Source organism: Streptomyces lancefieldiae (assembly GCF_031845825.1).
Taxonomy (GTDB): Bacteria; Actinomycetota; Actinomycetes; order Streptomycetales; family Streptomycetaceae; genus Streptomyces; species Streptomyces lancefieldiae.
Genome location: NZ_JAVRFH010000040.1, coordinates 58,873 through 76,181 on the forward strand (window position 1 = coordinate 58,873; position 17,309 = coordinate 76,181).

Sequence of the window (17,309 nt, forward strand, 5' to 3'; positions counted from 1 at the left end):
ACCCTGCCCGATTCACACCGGTTCGAGCCCTCCATGCTTCCCGCGTGACGGGATTCGCACACCCTGTTTGCCCTGTTCAGGGCATTAGTCACGAAGATTCTTCGGGGTGGAGTGTCACACCGCCCCCGGTCCCCGACGCCTTTACCGAGAGGGGGACCCCCGTCCTCCTAGCGGCGCCGGCCGCCGCGGTGCTCCGGGCCCCCGTCCCGTGGGGCGGGACGCGATCCGAAGTTGTTGCCCGCCGCGCGGGAGGGATCAGGGGTTTCACCGCTGCACGGACTCTGTCCACAGGCGGCCTGCGCAAGGCTGCCGAGATGATCTCTTTTTCGTCCGTCCGGATGGGCCGATGAGCGCCGTGGCGGCGCCGGCCGCCGTGCTCCCGCGCCCGCGCACGAAGTTCGCCGGCGGGGCCTCGCGTCGTCGGCTGCGGTCGGTTCCGGCGCAGGCCGGTCCGGTCGTGCAGCTGGAGGTGGGCAACCCGCTCCAGCTGACCGAGACGATGCGTACCCGGCTGCTCGCGGCGGTGCGCGCCCTGCTGTCGGACCCCAGCCTGAAGGGTGCGGACGACCCGGTGCGCCTGGCGGCGGTGGTGCTGATGGCGAAGGCCAAGGTGGCAACCGACTACAGCACGCGGATCACCGCGACGGAGCTGGGCCGGTGGATCGGGCTGAAAAGGTCCCGGGTCGCGCACCATGTGGTGCCGGAGCTGCGCGAGCGCGGCGTGCTCGGCTCGAACGAGACGACGAACGCTGCCGGGTGGATCACGGGCCTGGAGTGCTGGGTGATCCCTATGTACCGGGCGCAGCACGGCGGGGTCCGTCGGCACGTCCTGGCGCTGTCGCGGGTGGAGCTGGTCGTGCTCCTGGCGTTGATCGAGGCGCTGTTCGCGCCGGGCTGGAATCACAAGGACGGTCGGGTGACCCCGCCCGGGATGCTCGCGGACCGTACGGGGCGCGGGGCGGCGACCGACCGGCTTGGGCTGCTGCTGATGGTGCTGTCCTCGAACGCGAACGGCTGGCTGCAGCTGTGCTCGGGCACCGTGGACACCGAGCGGGGCCGTCCGGCGGCGACGGTGGCGCGGCTGCTGGGCTGCTCGCCGGCGGCCGGAGCGAAGGTGCTCTCCCGGCTCCAGGAGCGGGACGTGCTGTCGGTGGACCGGCGGGAGACGGTGTCGGGGCTGAACGCGCGCAGCCGGGTCCGGCTGCTGCCGGTCGCCCAGGCTCACGGGATCGCCGTCCGGGAGGCCCAGAAGGCCGCCGACGCGGTGTTTTCAGACCTCGCCATTACTGCATCCGGAGATCATGAGGCGACGGTTGAGGCTGTGACCCCTGTGGTTACTGGGGTTCAGGGCGCCGGGGAGGGCCTGGAGGCCGATTCGGCAGACCGCGCCGATGCTGCACACATTCACGCCTCTCACGCTTCTGTGGGTACTCCCGGTGGGTCTCTCTCGCTCTCTGGTGGTTTTTCCGGCGAAGGCCGTGGTGGGAACCACTGTCTGCCGGACCGCGCGTGCGTGCGCGAGGACAGCGGCCCGCTCCGCGGGGAACAGCCGAAGAAGTCCCCGTCGATCAGCAGCGAGAAGCCCGGCCTCGGGCCGGTGGCCGACGGATCGGTGCGGGTCGTTGACGGTGCGGGTCAGGGCAGGCAGCAGCGCGGGAGGGTGCCTCTGCCGTCGGAGGATTTGCGGGCCGTCCTGGCCCCGGTCGACCTGGTCTGGGCACGGCTGGACCGTGCGGCCGCCCGGAAGCTGGTGGAGGCTGCCGCCCGCAGCGAACTGACCCGCGTGCAGGGCTTCGCGGGCCGTACGGACGCTCCGCAGGTGCTCGCCGACCGGCTCGTCCGGCGCCTGGACGAGCAGCTGCGCACCGGTGGCCCAATCACCGACCCGGTGGGCTGGCTGCTGGCCCGGGGCCTGCCCCAGCGTCAGCAGTGCGGCGATGCCCGGTGCGACGACCGGGTGCTGCTCGACTCCGGCCGGGACTGCCCGCGCTGCGAGGACCGGCAGGCTAACCGTCGCGCCCAGCGCAGCGCGGTCGCGGCCGCCGTGGACGCCGCGATGCCCGGGGCGTCCGAGACGGAGCGCCGCGCGGCCGCCGACCGGCAGCTGCACGAGCGGGTGACCGCCCAGGGGTGGGCCCGCGAGCACGAGTGGGAGCAGGTCCGCGCCCGTCAGGCTGCCACCAAGGCCCACCGCGCCGCAGCCGCGCAGCCGGCCGACGACGACCCCGCCACGCCGGCGGCTCCGGTCGCGATGCCCGCGCCGCGCCCGGCCGCCGTCGTCCCCGCTCCGGAGCCGGAGTTCGCCGACGCCCACGACGACCAGGAGCTGGTCCTCGAGGAGCTCACCCGCGAGCAGGTCCTGGACTGGCGTAACCGCGCCGCCGCCGACCACCAGGTGGTCTTCGACCACATCGACCGGTACGGCGAGCTGTCGGCGCAGCGCCTGTTCACCCGGGCGTTCGTCGCCCAGGTGCAGCGCCTGTCCGGCCTCGGGCACCTGGACCTCGGCTACACCACCTGGGGGCAGGCATGAGCAGCGGCGAGATGTCCGGCGTGGACCTGGCCCGGGTCGCGCTGCGGGCTGCGATGGAGGCGGCACGCAAGAACGGCAACGGCCAGAAGGCGAAGAGAAAGCCGCGGGCCGTCACCACGGTGCGGCGCGACGGACGCGAGCCGATGGGCCTCGGAGCCGCGATCGGCGCGCTGGGGGTCCGGTTGGCACCCGGAGTGCCGGGTGCCAACCGAGGCAATTCACGCGGCGGGGCCAGCCTCGTCGCTGGGGCCCGTGTCTTGCTCCTTGGGGGCCCGGGGGGTGTCGGTGTTCTTCGGCTCGCCGTCGGACTCGGTGCCGCTCTGAGCAGCGGGGGTGTTCGAGGCAGGGGCGGTGCGGTCGTCGAGGGTGATGGTGACCGGCTTACCGCTGGGGGCGAGGTCGTTCAGGCTCTCCTCGATCCGCTCATACAGGGTGGCTGCGAGCTCTCGGTCACCGTCCCCGTCGTCGGCGGTGTCCTTGATGGAGTGGAGGCTGATCAGCAGGGCGATCAGGGAGCGGCCGGACAGGGCGGCGCGGACCCGTTCGTCTCCTTCGTCGGCGACCTGCGGCGGCATGCGGAAATGCGGGTGCCGTCCGGCGTGGGCGGTGATGAACTCCCAGATGTCGCGGTGGCATAGCAGGCCAGCGAAGGATACGCGGGCCGCCGTTTTGAGTAGGGCGCTGTGTTCCGAGCTCACCTTGGCGGCCGGCGTGTCTGCGTTTGCGTCGGGCCGGGGCCGCAGCTCCTCAACAAAGGCGCGTAGGTCCGTGATCTCCTGATGCAGGGATGCGAGGTCGGACCGGGCTTGCCCCAGCACGGTGCCGAGCTCCTGCTTGATCTCCCCGGCCGCTTCGCGCAGTCGGTCGGAAGCGTCTTGCCAGCCGCTAGCCGGACCATCGTCGTTGCTGTTCGGGGCGGTGAGCAGGGCCAGGACGGGAGCGATGTCCTCGGTGAGGACCTCGCGGACGGCCTGGCGGACCGCGTCGACCGACGGCGCTGGGCTGGGCGACAGGTCCGGGTTGTCTGTGGCTCTCTGCACCGGGATCGTGGCGTGAAGGGCCGCTTCTCCACCGAGCTCGACGGGCTCGGTGATGGCAGTGATTGGCGCAGACGCAAGACCGTGGTCGCTCTCGGTGCCGGATGCCTCCTGAAAGTGCGAGGCAGGGGAGGGCGGGGCGGTGAGCGGGGGCGGTACAGGCGTGAGGTCCGCGAGCACGACGCGGACCTCGCGCAGTTCGGTGCGCAGCTGGGCGACCACGTCATGGACAGCGGTGTTAAGCGCTTCTCCGTTGGAGTTCAGTTTGTTGTAGACGTCGCGGAAGTTTGCACGCATCCGGCCGAGCTCGTCGACGACCTCCTTGGTCGTCTCCTCGTGGGCGGCCCGCCCGGCCGACTCCAGCTTCTCGACGCTCTTGTCGAGCGCGTCCCGGATATTCTTGTCCGTGTGCACGACGGCGGTGTGGAGCATCGTCAAGGTGTTGGTGAGGTCCGGGTTCGGCTGGCGCGCCATTATCCCCCATTTCATTGCGGTGAGTAGTCGTCCGACTTCGCTGCGCATGCTGCCCTGGAAGAGGCCCCTGGCGCAGGGAGATCGATTCAACTGGCCTAAGAGCGGCGGTTGTTCGGGCCGAAACTGGCCAGGTCGCAATGACTGGGTGACATCCGGCTTGCCCGGGCGGGCCGGTCGCCAGCTGGTGAAGGCCTTCAGCTTTCGCCCTAGCCCCCTGCCGGGCGTCAATATCGAGTGCGCCCCCTAACCCGTTTCGGTGATCTGCAGTCTGATGACCACCACGGCGGCGACGTCGTCGGCAGACTCACGGCGTGGCCGACCCGAACACCTCTGATCCCGCACCCCACGGCTCCCACGACAATGCGGCCCAGAAGACCGCGGTCACCGGCCGCGTCCGATTCGGCCTTGCTCGATGGGTGCTCGACCCGCGCACAACATGGCAGGCGCGACGCCTGGCCGCCGACTTGGGTAAGGGCATGGATGCTCACACCGCCTGGATGATGTCCCGGTTAACGCGGCACCCGGACGAGTACGCCCACGCGATGTATCGCCTTGAAAGTAGGTCCCGTCATAACCAATGACCCCCGGGCGCATGACGTAATTCCTTACGAGGTGGCCATCGCCAACGCCCGCCGAGTTCTCGACGCGACCCGCGCCCGTCGCGACCGTGATCGGGCCCTGGGCCTGTTACCGGAGCAGGTCGAGTTCATGCTTCGCCGCCTCGAACGCGAGCAGCGTGAGCAGCCGGCCACCGACCGCCCGCCGGAGGATGCCCTCCTGCTGTTCTGTGCGGGCGGGTTGCGGGACTCCGACGACGATGCCACTTACACCTCGCTGCGGAAGCTGGAGCAGGCCACCGGTCACGGTGCGGAAGATCTCCGCACTGCCCTGCACCGCCTCGCCACTGCGGGTGAGATGCGGTTGTATCACGGCAACCCGGAGACGCTGGTGAGCGCAACGGACTTGGCCGTGCGTGCCAGCTTCGTGATCGTCGCGGATTGGCGACGGATCAACGGCAACCGCCCACGTCCGACGTGACGACATTCCCCGGCCGGGCCGCCGACCACGTACCGAGCCCAGGCAGGAGTGCTTGAGCTGCACGCGGGTGGTGGGCGCAAGGCACGCGGCCAGCCGTCGTCCCTCCCGTGGGGAGGCCGGGAGGGACGGTGCGGCCCGTCAGACGATCACCACTGGGTGCAGCCTTGCACTGGTTTCACCCAGAGCTCGTAACTGGAATAGACGCCCGGGTATAGTACGGATACGGGTACGGGTACGGGTACGTACCCTATCTGTATGGAGGAGCCCAATGACGTCTGACGCCAATGTCCGCATTCCCGAGGAAGCCCGCGACCGGCTCGCCGCCATAGCCGCAGCGGAGGGCATGTCGCTGCGCGCCTACCTGGCCCGCCTCGCCGAAACCCTTCTCACGCCGCAGGAACGGGCAGCGCGGGCGGAACAGGCCCGGGCCGCGCTGAAAAAGTGGAACGGCTACGCACCCACCCCCGCTGAGGAGCAGGACCTCGACAGCGAGCTGGACCGCCGGCTGGCGCAGGCGGCCGCCCGGTGAGCGACGCCGTGCACATCGTCCTGGACGACACCGCGATGGCAGCGGCCGGCCAGGGCAACGTCCTTGCGTCCCGCCTCATCTACCGCGCCCACGCCCAGGCCGGCTGGTATCTGTACGCCCCCACGTGCGCGCTCGTCGAAGCCGATCGGGCCCGGCCCGGTACAGCGGAACACCTTGCCGCGCTGCCGGGCATCACCGTGCTCGACCTGGACCTCCCAGCTGCTTTGGCAGTGGCCCGGCACGACACCTGGGCGGCGGCACACTGCCAGTACGCGGCCCAGCCGACTCCGGACCGCCCCGATGGGGCGCTCATCGCCACCACCGCCCCCGACCGGTGGATCGGCGAGCCGGTTCGCGTCCTCGACCTGACGCCCTGATGCTGCGACCGGATCACCCGTCGACGCGAGGGCGGGCCCGGCGACGGCTCAAGAATCACCGTATGTGACGCCGTCGCAACAGCAGCTGTCTACAGCAAGACCTTCCGCTCTTCGGCCTTAAGGCCACGGAGTGTCCAAAGCCTGTACAGAGCCAGCAGCGGTTTACCAATCATCCACTCGCCAGGACGGTAGTCATCCGCTCTCACGAGCCTCTCAGCAAGATCAGGGCGCTGACGCCGCAAGTACGCACGAGCCTTGAGCGCGTGAGCTGGTTGGGAGGCGATCTTGATGCGGTCGACATCCTCAAGCAGCGGGATCACGTTCGAGATGTTCTCCCATGTCGTCGCACTCTGGTCTTCGAGAAGCACCGTGCCGTCGAACCCAAGCACCGACTTCGCGTAGTCAGCCATCAGCTGGGCTTCCGCAGCGGAGCTGCCGGTCGCACCACCGCTGAAGATCACGAGAGTGCCTCGTGCGCCGTCAGTGGCAACGGAGCGAATTCCAGTACGAACGCGCCAGCGGTTGATGAAGTTCGCCGTCGATTGTGGGTTCCGGTAGCCCAGCACGACCACGGCTTCTGATGCGCCCCCGATGCTCCCCACGAGGGCTTGGGACCAGCGCCAGTTCAACCACTCGCCCCAGGCCAGAACTGCAGCCCCAGCTATCGCCAGCCCTGCTCTTCGTCGCATGCGGCGACTGTAGGACACCGCCGCATTGGGCAGCGAAGGTACCAGCCGCACCACAGAGGGCGCATTCTGTTAGGGCTTTCTACGGCGGGTTGTGCCTCACGCTGCGAGAACGGCGTGTGCCCGCTCCCGGAAGTCCCGGGCTGCCGGCGTGCCCTCGTACCGCTTCAGCCGTTCGGTGAGGTCGAGCAGGGGGGCGGTGGAGCGGTGGGAGCTGATCGCTTCAGTGAGGTCCAGGGCGTGATCTGCGACTGCGCAGGCTCGTTCGACCTGGCCCTGGTCGAGGAGGGCATCCGCCTGCCTCGCCGTGTAGAGGGCGGTCGTGCGGACGTGGGCCGGGTCGATGAGGTCATGGACCCGGGCGAATCCTGCTGCGGCCGGCCCGGGCTGCCCCATGTCACGGTGGCTGGATGCCCGGGCTCCGAGAACCTCCGCCTCGTCGAACCAGTACGCCCAGTCCGGATCGTCGTGCCCGGACGCTTCGGCGAGGAGGGCTTCGGCTCGGTCGAAGTCGTCCCAGCAGCGGGCGTCGCCGAGGTGGGCGCGGGCGCGGCCTCGCCGGGAGGTGAGCATGGCCTCGACGCGGGGGGTGGAGCGTCCGCGAACCGCGGCCAGGCCGGTGGAGGCCATGTCTTCGGCGTCGGCGTACCGGCCGGTGTTGTAGGCGGAGACGGTCCAGAAGTTCAGCACGTTGGCGCCGAGCGCGTCGTCGCCCGCGATGCGGGCGGCGCGAAGGGCGGTGTCGAAGGTGGTGTCGGAGCAGTCGCCGTAGACGTCGAGCATCGCGGCGGCCCGCTGACGGGCGAGGTCGGATGCGACCGCATACAGGCGAGTGCCGTGGTGGTCCTTGTAGGAGCGGTTGCTGAGCAGTCCGGCGACCAGGGCGAGGGCGCTGGAGGTTTCGTCGAGGATTTCGGCGCCGCCTTCGGCGTCGTCGGTGTGCCGTAATGCTGCGGCGCGGGCTTCGACGCGAGCCACGGCCGCCTCTCCGATGCGTTCCCCGGTGGCCATCTGGCCGGCCGCGACGGGGTCGGCGGTGATCCAGGCCAGGAGGGTAGCGGTCAGTGTTCCGCCCGCTATGAGGATGAGTTCCCTGCGCGTGGTGTCCACGGCGGCGCTCCCTGCGAGTTCGGTCAGTGATGTGAGGGCGCCGAGGCGCGTCCAGGGCCGGGGCTCTGGCCGCTGTAAGGGGTCCTCGGCCAGCCACTGGGGCCATGGTCGCTCATCTACCGCTTCCGGTGGAATACCGAGCACGGCCGCGATCACGAGTTGTGTGGGGCGGTCGGGTTCGCGGCCGCGCTCCCAGTGGCAGACCCCGTCCCTGCCGGTGAGCAGTGGCCAGCCCATTTCCTGGCTGCGGTTGCGGATGCGGCGGGCCATCTCTGGCTGGTTCCAGCCGCGTGCCAGCCGGGCTCTGATGAGCAGGTGACAGAGGTTCCGGGCTTGCCTGGCGCGGTCTCTGGGGCGCATGACTGCCTCCGCTGCACGGGTCGGCGACTACGCAAGGTGAGCGCACTGTAGCGGATGTGCGGGGTGCCGGGGAGGTGGCGAGGTGTTGCTCCATGTTGCTCGTCGGCGCAACACCGAGCAGCACTGCTTCACCTTCCAGTGGCGACGCAACTCCGCGAAATTTACGTGGAGTTGACCGGATCATCCGGCAGGAGAGGGGAACCCGGTGCGATTACGAGCGCCGTACTCAGCAGGCGTCCAACCAGCCGAGGGTCGAAGTCCGGCCTTCGACCTGACGGGCCCCGACTGGGCCCGGCTGACCGATGTGAAGGGTAAGGACACCGTGCTCGCCCGTGACCTGCACGCGCAGGAGGGGTGGGCGGCACTGGCGGGTGCACTCGGTGACGAGGAGGAGGCGTACGCGTTCTCGGCGAGAACTGCGCTGATGTGGCTGCGCCCCGACGCCTTCGCGGCCGGGACGGCACGGCGGGTCGTGGCCGCGACCGCCGAGGCCGGGTTCACACCGCTGGCTGTACGGCCCATCCGGCTGGAGCGGTGCGCCGTGCGTGCGCTGTGGTCCTACATGTGCCGGTGGGCGACAGCGGAGCGGCTGATCCTCATGGACGCGCTCGTGGCGCTCGGGCCGGGGCTGCTGGTGCTGTGGGCCGACGATACGGGCGGGCCGGTGTCCGTACGGATGATGGCGGTCAAGGGCCGCAACGACCCGGCCCGGAGGGAGCCCGGTTCCCTGCGGGATATCGCGGGCAGTCCGAGCCGGGCCCTGACGATGCTGCACACGACCGACGATCCCGCGGATGTCGTACGGGAGCTGGCGGTGCTGTGCTCGTGGCCCGAGCGGGCCGGGCTGATCGCTGAGGCGGCCGCACGGCTGCGTGAGGGGCACTCAGCCGACTTGGACCAGGCGCTGGGCGGCGTCGAGAGGGAGCTGCCCCCGCTGGGGCTGCCGGTGCTGGAGGCGGGCGCCCCGGCCCCGGCGGTGCACGAGCTGTTCACCGGGCCGGTCGACAAGCGGTGGGCGGCCCTGGTCGCGGCGTCGGAGGGCTGGCCGCTGCTGCGGCGCACTCCGGGGCCTGCGGCGTGGCCCGAGCAGGAGACGAGGAGCCCATGGCAGTGACGGCGACGCTCCCTTCGACGGGAGTGCCCAGGAGTACGGCCGCCGCCGGGGGCGAGGCGCTGCTGTGGCCGTGGTGGTCGCAGGTCGCCACGGACACGGTGCGGCTGCTGCTGGACGAGGGCGACATGGCGGCGGCCGGGGCCGGCCATCCGCTGATCGACGCGTGCGAGGAGCTGGCGGGGGAGGTCCTGGCGCCGGGCCGGCGGGTGATGCTGTGCGACTCGGGCACGGCCGCGCTGGAGACGGCGTACGCGGCGCTGCGGCTGGATCCGGGCAGCGAAGTCCTCGTCGCCACGCACTCTTTCCGGTCGACCGTGACCGCCATGCTCCCGCAGGGCCTGGTGCCGGTGCTGTGCGACACGGATCCGGCGACCGGCGGGATCGACCTGGACGACGCTGCCGCGCGCATCACCCCGCGCACGGCCGCGCTGACGATCACCCACATGTGGGGCCGCCCGGCGCCACTCGACGCCGTACGGCGCCTGTGCGCCCGGCATCACCTGGCGGTGGTGGCGGACTGCTCCCACGCTCACGGCCTGGTCTGGCAGGGCCAGCCGGTGGGGCTGGTCGGGGATGTGACGGTCTGGTCGTGCGGCACCTGGAAGATGGTCAGCGGCGGGAAGGCCGGACTGTTGGCCACCCGTGACCGCGATGTCTGGGAGCGGGCCCTGGTCCTGGGCCAGCCCAAGCACCGGGCACTGGCCCGGGTACGGGACGAGCGGCTGCGGGCCCTGGCCGTCACCGGCGTCGGCCACAACCGGCGGCCCAGCCCCGCAGCGGCGGCCCTGGTCGCGGATCACCTGCGGCGCCTGCGCACACCCTGGCGACCAAACGCGAGCGGCAGACGGCCGTGGAGCAGCTCCTCGCCCAGCATCTGCCCGCGCTGGCGCCGCTGCCGGAACCGGCCGGCCGCACAGCGGGCGCCTTGTACAAGTGGCACTGGCGCGTGGCCCCCGGCCACTTCGTGGACGCCGTGGTGCAGGCGCTGCGCGCATCAGGGGTGCGCGCCGGGATGCCCGCCAGGCCGCTCCATGAGGCGCCGCTGTTCACCGAGCCCGACCTCGCCTCCTACCTGGGGCTGTCCGTCCAGCTGCCGGACCCCGGCTCCTTCCCCGGTACGGCCCGGCTGCTTAAGGGGCTGGTGGAGATCGACACCCGGGACATGTACGAGCCTCTGCCCGACGACGACCCCGTCCCGTACGACCACGCGCTGACCGCAGCTGCCGGCCGGCTTGCCGCCGCCCGCCCCTTGAGCGAAGAGGGATGACAACCATGGACCTGCTGTTCACTCCGCTGCGCCTGCGTGATGTCGGCCTGCGCAACCGGCTCGGCCTCCCGGCGATGAGTACCTACCAGGCCGCGCCCGGGAACCTGCCCGACCCGCACTGGCACCTGGCGCACTATCAGACCCGCTCCATCGGCATGGGCCTGGTCGTGGTCGAGGCCACCGCCGTCGCCCCCGAAGGGCTGGCCACCCCCAACGACCTGGGGCTGTGGGACAACGCCCAGACCAAGGCCTTGACCGAGGTCGCTGAGGTCATCGCCGCCCAGGGCGCCGTGCCTGCTCTCCAGCTCTCCCACGCCGGCCGCAAGGCCTCCCGCACCCGCCCGTGGGGCGAGGGCGCAGACGCCCCGCTCGCCGAGGCCGACGGTGGCTGGGTGCCGCTCGGGCCTTCCCCGGTCGCCTTCGCCGACGGCTACCGCGTGCCCGCCGAGATGGCGCCCCAGCAGATCGACACGTCCATCGCGCAGTTCGCGGCCGCCGCCGCGCGGGCCGTCACCGCCGGATTCCGTGCCGTCGAGCTCCACGCCGGGCACGGCCGGCTCCTGCACTCCTTCCTGTCACCGATCGCCAACCGACGCACCGACGCCTACGGCGGCGACTTCGACCACCGCACGCTCCTGCTGCGCCAGACCGTGCGCACCGTACGGGCCGCCCTGCCCGACGGACTTCCGCTCCTGGTGCGCATGTCATGCCGCGACTTCCTGCCCGGCGGGTGGACGCTCGACGACACCGTCCGGCTCGCGCCGCTGCTCGCCGCAGACGGCGCCGACCTGATCGACTGCACCTCCGGCGGCGTCGCCCGGCCCGAGACCCGCCCCACCGGCCCCTGCTGGCAGGCCCCCTACGCGGCCACCATCCGCCACAAGGCCGGCGTGCCCACCGCGGCCGTCGGCAAGATCACCACCCTCGGGCAGGCGCGCGACCTGCTGACCGACGGCACCTGCGACCTGGTGCTGATGGGCCGCCAGCTCCTCGTCGACCCGATGCTCCCGGCCCGCAACCTCCCTGATCTCGCACCCGCCCCCTACCGGCGGGCCCTGGCCACCACCGCCGCAGCCGGCGACGGCCACCTGCCTCCGGAACTGTGACCCGACGGGAGGAGACCCGACCATGCTGGTCATGCACACCGCGGGGCTGATCTTCGTCCGCACCCGGAAAACCGCGGGCACGTCGGTGGAGATCGCCCTGTCCCGCCACGCCGGCGAGCGGGACGTCATCACCTCCATGTCGCCGCGCGACGAGGCATTACGGACGGCCCAGGGCGGCCGGGCCCCGCAGAACCACCTGCTCCCCGAGCAGAAGCCGGGCCCGGAGCCGGTGCCGCCCGGACGCGGACCCGGCGTGCGCTTCTACAACCACATGACAGCCGTCGAGATCCGCGACGCGCTCGGCGCCGGCGTCTGGGACCGCTACCTGACCGTGTGCCTGGAACGCAGCCCCTACGAGAAGGTCGTCTCGCTGTACTTCCACCGGCACCGAACCGAACCCCGCAACGGGATAGGCCAGTTCATCGAGTCCGGTGAGTTCCGGGAAGCCTTCAACTGGCCCCTGTACACCGACGGCGGAGCGGTGATGGTCGACGTCATCGTCCGACATGAGCACCTGCAAGCGGGCCTGGACGCCCTGTGCGCCCGCATCGGCATGCCTGCGCTGGCCCTGCCCCGGGCAAAGAGCCAGTTCCGGCCCCCCGGCAGCGACTACCACCAGGTCCTCACGCCTGCGGCGCGCCAGGCGATCGAGGACGCCTTCGCACCCGAGTTCGCCCACCACGGCTACACCTGGTAGCCCCCTCGACAACGGCGACGGCCCGCCCCGTCCCGCAAGGGAGGAGCGGGCCGTCGGCCGTGACTAGGCGCCCGGCTCGGCGCCGGCTCCGGTCAGCCGCACCAGGTCCGCGGCGAATGCCGGGTAGCTCGTCGCCACCGAGTCCCAGCCGTCGATGACGGTCGTGCCCTCGGCCGCGCACGCCCCGGCGACGGCGGCCGTCATCGCGATCCGGTGGTCACCGTGGCTGTCGACCCGGGCCGGGCGCAGCCGGGACACGCCCTCGATGACCATGCCATCCTCGGTCTCCGTCACCTGCACCCCGAAAGCGCGCAGCATCGCAGCGGTGGAAGCGATCCGGTCGGATTCCTTCGCCCGCAGGTCACCCGCGCCGGAGATGACGGTGGTGCCCTCGGCGACGGCCGCCGCCAGCGCCAGCACGGGCACCTCGTCCACGATGCCGGGAATGTCCTCAGCGGTGAGTTCGACCGCCCGCAGCTTCGACGCCCGCACGGTCAGCGTCCTCGTGGCGAGGTCGAAGTCGATGTCCGCCCCCATCCGCTCCAACACGCCTACGAAGTCGGACCGGCCATACCCGGTGTACAGGTCCTGCACCACTACCTCGCCCTGGTCGGCGAGCAGCGCGGCCACCGCCCAGAAGGCGGCCTGCGAGGGGTCACCGGACACTGCGACGTCCGTGCCCGTCAGCTCACTCGGCTCGACCGTCACCGCGTGCCCGTCGACCCGCACCCGGGCCCCGAAACCGGCCAGCATCTCCTCTGTGTGCCTCCTCGTCGGGTGAATCTCCTCCACCGTCGTCGGGCCCTGCGCGGACAGACCCGCGAGGAGCACAGCGCTCTTGACCTGAGCCGACGCCACCTTCGGGGCGTAGGTGATGCCGGTCAGGCCGCCCCCGCGGACCACAAGCGGCGCCAGCCGGCCGCGTTCACGCCCGTCGATCGTGGCGCCCATGCTGCGCAGCGGCTCGGCGATGCGGTCCATCGGCCGACGACGCAGGAACCGGTCTCCGGTGAGCACCGACAGCCCGTCGATCCCGGCACAGACCCCAGCCATGAGCCGGATGCCGGTGCCGGCGTTGCCGTGATCAAGGACGTCGGCCGGCTCGTGCCGGATCGGACCCTCCACCCGCACCCGGCCCTCACCAACGTCAGTGACGATCACCCCGAAGCGCTCCACCGCGCGCAGCGTGTGCGTCACGTCCTGGCCCCGGGACAGGCCGGTGATGACGGTGGGGCCGTAGGCCATCGCCGCCATCATGACGGCGCGGTGCGAGATGCTCTTGTCGCCGGGCACCTGAAGTGAGCCACGGGCAGGCCCGGCACCGGTCACCTGGAGACTGGAGACGGCGTCGAGATCAGGGGTCATGAGGCTTCTTTCTCTCCAGAAGGGAAGGCGTGCGGCCTGCAAGCAAGAGCGGCCCGACGAAACTCCGCGTGCCCGAACGAACACGCTCCCGCCCTGACCATACGCGCCACGCACTTCCTCGCGGGCTCTGATCCAGGAAGTGAGCAGCCAGCCGCCCCGCCCACCAGCAGCGCAGAGAAAAGTGCTGGCTGGAGAGCCTCGCCGAGTCCCGCACCCTCGCCGAGCGGGCGACGACGTCCAGGCGACCGGTGACCTCGCCCGCCATATCCTGCGGGCCCTCATGTCCTTCACCACGGACGGCGACGACCCACAGGAGGTACATGCCCTGTTCGCCCACCTGTGGGCAGACGCCATGGCTCATTCCTGATCATCACTGTCAGTGGCGTACGCCAGGCTGTGCCCGTGACTCACCAGCCTGCACCCGGTCTCCAGACCCACGACACGCCGCTGCCGCCCCCGGCACACCGGCGAGCACACCGGCGCGCCCTATCATCCGCGTTACCGCCCTCGCGCCAGTGCTTACCGGTGCGACCTTTGTCCGGACCTGGCTGCGTTCTCGGACCACTGTCACGCCCACGGTCTGATCTGCGGCCCGTTGTGCCTCAGCTGTAACGGAAGCGAAGGGCTTCTGGGTCCACAGCCACGGTGGAGTCCAGCACCTGATGTGCTGCCCTGACTGCCGGACGGCCGGTCACCCGCCGATCCGCAACCGCGTCGACCGCATCCTGCCCACCATGCAGCTGCTCCTGCACCACTACGATCCCGCGCGGCATCCTCTGTACGGCAAAGCGTATGGGCCGACGGCACCAGCACCTGGGAACGTGTGTTCGTTCAGCTGTCGGCCGGATACGCGAGCGCCGAGGCTCAGTGCACAGACCGCGACTGCGGCGCCCGGTGGACGGCGTGGGTCGACCGCGCCCGCTTCGAGCGGCTGGATCAGCTGCGGCTGCTGACCGGCAGCCAGTTGCCCGGACAGATCTACACCTCCAACGGACCGCGCTGGCCGACCGAACCGACAGACATCTTCTGGCTCGACACCCCGGCCAGTGCGCCGGCGGCGGCGCGGCCCCGCGAGGTGGCCACCGTGCTCCTTCCGGGGGCGTACACGCCGCCTGCAAGAAGCGGCCCCCGACGCCCTCGACGAAGTGGCTCTCAGCCACTGCTGGACCCGCCGCGGCCGCGCGGAGGCACTCGAGATCACCTCGGACACCCTCGGCCTCATCGCCCTGTTCACGGTGTTCTACCACCCTGCCCGCAAGAACCCGGAGCGGCCCTGGACACCGGCGGAGCAAAGAGGGCTGGACCAGGCCAGTTCTCGGATCCGAGGTTCCCTGCACACCCTCACCAGCAGGCGCTGAGACGGACGACCGTGGTGATCGGAGGCGTACAGGAATGGGGCGGGCATACTGGTAGGGACGCACTTTCGCGTACAGGTGCAGCAAGGCCCCGGCAGATTTGCCGGGGCCTTGCTGCGTCCTGGCGGCGTCAGGCGACGGCGTGGAGGCCGCCCTTGCCCTGTTTGGGCGGGCGTTTGGCGTAGCCGGGGACTTTGATGGGGGGCGGACCGCCGACAGCTAGCTGCTCGGTCATGGCCTTTTCCAGATCGTTCTGCGACTCGTAGCCGGCCACGGCCGGGTTGAGGGCGTAACGGTGCCCGCGGCCGCCGCCGGAGCGCAGCACGATGCCGCGTTCGACGAGCAGGGCCATTGCGCGGCTCATGGAGGCCTGTCCGACGCCGAGGATCTCGTCGATCTCGGACTGCTTCATCCCGACGTTCCCCCCGGGGTCCTGGTGCTCGACCATCACCGAGAGGACATCGATCGCCGTCGGGGTGAGCTGCAGCTGGTGGAGCATGCCGAGCAGCCCGGTGGTCTGGAACAGCATGGCGAGGATCCCTTCGGTCAGCCGACTTCAGACCTGGGGAACAGGCTGAGTTCGGGCGCGAGTTCGTCGGGGAACTTGGAGTCCAAGGCGAGTGCCCGCAGCTCGGCCAGGAAGTCGTGCTGTTCCTGGCCGTTCCCGTTATACGCGACGCGGGGGTTGAGCTGGTAGGAGGACCGCTTGACCTTGCGTACGAGGTTCTTCTCGCACAAGGCGTCGAGAGCGTGGCCGATGCTGGTGCGCTTTACGCCGAGCTCGGCAGCGATCTCGGCGTGAGTCGCCTCGATCCTTCCCTTCTTCTGCCTGCCGATCATGTTCGACAGGACTGCAGCCTGCAGCTTGCTGATGATGTTGTGCATCAGGCAGTACGGCAGGACACGACGCAGGAAGTAGTTGCTGACCAGGGAGTACCCGTCGGCACCGAGCATGTCGTGGGGAGGCCGACGGTAGACGACGGTCTTGACCTCGTGGACGGGCCCTTTGCCGAACTGCTCCGCGATCCGCCGTGCGAGGTCCGCACCACCGTCCGCGCTGACTGGCCGGATGGCCCTGGGCTGCCGGGACGATGGCCCCGCGCGGCGTCCGCGCAGCGGCCGTGCCGCATCTCCCATGATGATCCTTTCACGTACAGGTGCTGCGCACTGTACGGCAAAACTTGCGCTCATTCGCATGTTACGCGCCGGAGAGTTGCTGACCGTCGCAAGTTTGTGTCGGTCGCCGCCGACATGAGGGGCGAGCTGTCCTCCTGGCCGGATCCAGGCAGCGATGACTTCAGGTTCCCCGAGGGCGCGGGCGGGGGCTGTGTGGCACTCGGTGCTCTGGCGTGGCCGGGGATGCGCGGGCAAGACGGCGAAGCTTCGCATAGCGCCCCTTGACCGAACTGGGGACTGACAGGTGAAAGTTGCGAATGGGCGCATGTTTATGTGAAAAGTTGCGACTATCCGCAACTTTCATCTGTCAGCGCCGACAGCCACCGACACTCAGGGGACTCTAATGTCGGTGGCCACCGACATTAGAGAAAACAAAACCGCAGGTCAGAAGCACTTTCTTTCTAAGTCCTCTTACCTAAAGAGCACCCTTCCGCCTCTGAACACCACCTGACCCATGCCAGCAGCCCACAACTCACAGCTGCAGACCCTCTTCAACCAGCCACAAACAGGGAACAGCACGGTCCTGCCCACTCGTGGCCGAGGCACCTTTCAGTGGCACCCATCAGTGCTCCCACCACTGGAGCTGCCTTTCTGCTGCTGGGACCGGAACTTCCCCTGTTCGATCACCCGCATTACGGAACCCCCACCACACCTCGGCCTGAGGCTGACGAGCTACGCACACGCACCACCCGTGGACGAGCATTACGGCCTCCAGCCGGATCCGGGCCCCGGCGGGCGGGGGTCCGGAGGAGCCCGCCGGGGGTACGCGCAAGGGCGTAGCCCGCAGCCCCGGAGCGCAGCGGAGGGGTCGCCAGTAGGAGGCCGCAACGGCGTGTACCTCCACCGAACAGGGTCCGGTCTCCGGAGGCGACGCACTGCCGGACCGGGCCGTCAGGGCCGGTGCCTCACAACGGCGGGCCAGTCACAAAAAGGTCGGCTCGACCAGGAGACTCCGATATGTCGGCGGTCTCTGAACCTGGACCCCTTTGGGGTCGGTGACTTTTGACCCCGCATGTGCAGTTGTTCACCCGGTTGCCGCGCTTGGTGTGCGGCCGATGTCGCGGTTCTTGAGCCGGTAGGAGTCT

General features: G+C 70.2%; 17 protein-coding genes and 1 pseudogene. 12 read left to right on the forward strand and 6 right to left on the reverse strand.

All coding sequences use genetic code 11. The annotated features are described in order from the left end of the window. Nucleotides 1-346 precede the first annotated feature (346 nt). On the forward strand, nt 347-2,533 hold the full coding sequence (locus tag RM812_RS30295) for a hypothetical protein (RefSeq protein WP_311579396.1): 2,187 nt from the start codon (nt 347-349) through the stop codon (nt 2,531-2,533). Between the two features lie 218 nt (nt 2,534-2,751). On the opposite strand, the gene RM812_RS30300 is transcribed toward RM812_RS30295, so the two are convergent. After that, nucleotides 2,752-4,092, reverse strand: a complete 1,341-nt coding sequence (locus RM812_RS30300) for a hypothetical protein (protein ID WP_311579399.1) — start codon at nt 4,090-4,092, stop codon at nt 2,752-2,754. Nucleotides 4,093-4,355: 263 nt separating this feature from the next. Between RM812_RS30300 and RM812_RS30305 the strand changes: the two genes are divergently transcribed. The 4 genes from RM812_RS30305 (at nt 4,356) to RM812_RS30320 (ending at nt 5,988) form a co-directional block, all read left to right on the forward strand. Further along, a complete protein-coding gene (locus RM812_RS30305; RefSeq protein WP_311579402.1) occupies nt 4,356-4,625 on the forward strand; it encodes a hypothetical protein in 270 nt (89 codons plus the stop codon). 31 nt (nt 4,626-4,656) lie between these two features. After that, nucleotides 4,657-5,082, forward strand: a complete 426-nt coding sequence (locus tag RM812_RS30310; RefSeq protein ID WP_311579405.1) for a DUF6042 family protein — start codon at nt 4,657-4,659, stop codon at nt 5,080-5,082. 268 nt (nt 5,083-5,350) lie between these two features. Next, the gene (locus RM812_RS30315) at nt 5,351-5,611 is read left to right on the forward strand and encodes a hypothetical protein (protein ID WP_311579408.1); all 261 of its coding nucleotides are present in this window, start codon (nt 5,351-5,353) and stop codon (nt 5,609-5,611) included. Next, nucleotides 5,608-5,988 (forward strand): PIN domain-containing protein, encoded by a 381-nt coding sequence (locus RM812_RS30320; RefSeq protein ID WP_311579411.1) that lies wholly within the window; start codon nt 5,608-5,610, stop codon nt 5,986-5,988. Before RM812_RS30315 ends, RM812_RS30320 begins: the two co-directional genes overlap by 4 nt. A gap of 89 nt (nt 5,989-6,077) precedes the next feature. Here RM812_RS30320 and RM812_RS30325 read toward each other — a convergent pair whose 3' ends face one another. Together RM812_RS30325 and RM812_RS30330 are read right to left on the reverse strand one after the other, a co-directional pair. Next, on the reverse strand, nt 6,078-6,677 hold the full coding sequence (locus tag RM812_RS30325) for a YdcF family protein (RefSeq protein ID WP_311579414.1): 600 nt from the start codon (nt 6,675-6,677) through the stop codon (nt 6,078-6,080). Nucleotides 6,678-6,773: 96 nt separating this feature from the next. Then, nucleotides 6,774-8,144 (reverse strand): helix-turn-helix transcriptional regulator, encoded by a 1,371-nt coding sequence (locus RM812_RS30330; RefSeq protein WP_311579418.1) that lies wholly within the window; start codon nt 8,142-8,144, stop codon nt 6,774-6,776. Nucleotides 8,145-8,466: 322 nt separating this feature from the next. On the opposite strand from RM812_RS30330, the gene RM812_RS30335 reads away from it, so the two are divergent. From RM812_RS30335 to RM812_RS30350, 5 genes and pseudogenes are all read left to right on the forward strand, one after another. After that, nucleotides 8,467-9,258, forward strand: a complete 792-nt coding sequence (locus tag RM812_RS30335) for a nucleoside-diphosphate kinase (protein ID WP_311579421.1) — start codon at nt 8,467-8,469, stop codon at nt 9,256-9,258. 125 nt (nt 9,259-9,383) lie between these two features. Then, a pseudogene (locus tag RM812_RS43120) lies at nt 9,384-10,061 on the forward strand (aminotransferase class I/II-fold pyridoxal phosphate-dependent enzyme); the annotation flags it as partial. A gap of 47 nt (nt 10,062-10,108) precedes the next feature. Further along, the gene (locus RM812_RS30340; protein WP_311579428.1) at nt 10,109-10,525 is read left to right on the forward strand and encodes a hypothetical protein; all 417 of its coding nucleotides are present in this window, start codon (nt 10,109-10,111) and stop codon (nt 10,523-10,525) included. Further along, a complete protein-coding gene (locus RM812_RS30345) occupies nt 10,522-11,631 on the forward strand; it encodes an oxidoreductase (RefSeq protein ID WP_311579432.1) in 1,110 nt (369 codons plus the stop codon). Before RM812_RS30340 ends, RM812_RS30345 begins: the two co-directional genes overlap by 4 nt. A 22-nt stretch (nt 11,632-11,653) precedes the next feature. Next, entirely contained in the window at nt 11,654-12,328 is a 675-nt protein-coding gene (locus RM812_RS30350; RefSeq protein WP_311579435.1) for a hypothetical protein, read from the forward strand. A 63-nt stretch (nt 12,329-12,391) separates the two neighbouring features. Here the strand turns inward: RM812_RS30350 and aroA are convergent, their stop codons facing one another. Beyond that, nucleotides 12,392-13,693, reverse strand: coding sequence for a 3-phosphoshikimate 1-carboxyvinyltransferase (gene aroA, locus RM812_RS30355; RefSeq protein ID WP_311579438.1), 1,302 nt, complete (start codon nt 13,691-13,693; stop codon nt 12,392-12,394). 415 nt (nt 13,694-14,108) lie between these two features. On the opposite strand from aroA, the gene RM812_RS43125 reads away from it, so the two are divergent. Together RM812_RS43125 and RM812_RS30360 are read left to right on the forward strand one after the other, a co-directional pair. Beyond that, nucleotides 14,109-14,369, forward strand: a complete 261-nt coding sequence (locus tag RM812_RS43125; RefSeq protein WP_394816539.1) for an endonuclease domain-containing protein — start codon at nt 14,109-14,111, stop codon at nt 14,367-14,369. A gap of 469 nt (nt 14,370-14,838) precedes the next feature. Beyond that, nucleotides 14,839-15,051 carry a hypothetical protein gene (locus RM812_RS30360; protein WP_311579441.1) on the forward strand — a complete coding sequence of 71 codons (213 nt, stop codon included), beginning with the start codon at nt 14,839-14,841 and terminating at the stop codon, nt 15,049-15,051. A 127-nt stretch (nt 15,052-15,178) separates the two neighbouring features. Here RM812_RS30360 and RM812_RS30365 read toward each other — a convergent pair whose 3' ends face one another. Both RM812_RS30365 and RM812_RS30370 read right to left on the reverse strand, forming a co-directional pair. Continuing rightward, a complete protein-coding gene (locus tag RM812_RS30365) occupies nt 15,179-15,577 on the reverse strand; it encodes a winged helix-turn-helix domain-containing protein (RefSeq protein WP_311579444.1) in 399 nt (132 codons plus the stop codon). Between the two features lie 17 nt (nt 15,578-15,594). Continuing rightward, on the reverse strand, nt 15,595-16,185 hold the full coding sequence (locus tag RM812_RS30370; RefSeq protein WP_311579447.1) for a replication/maintenance protein RepL: 591 nt from the start codon (nt 16,183-16,185) through the stop codon (nt 15,595-15,597). Nucleotides 16,186-17,309: the final 1,124 nt, after the last annotated feature.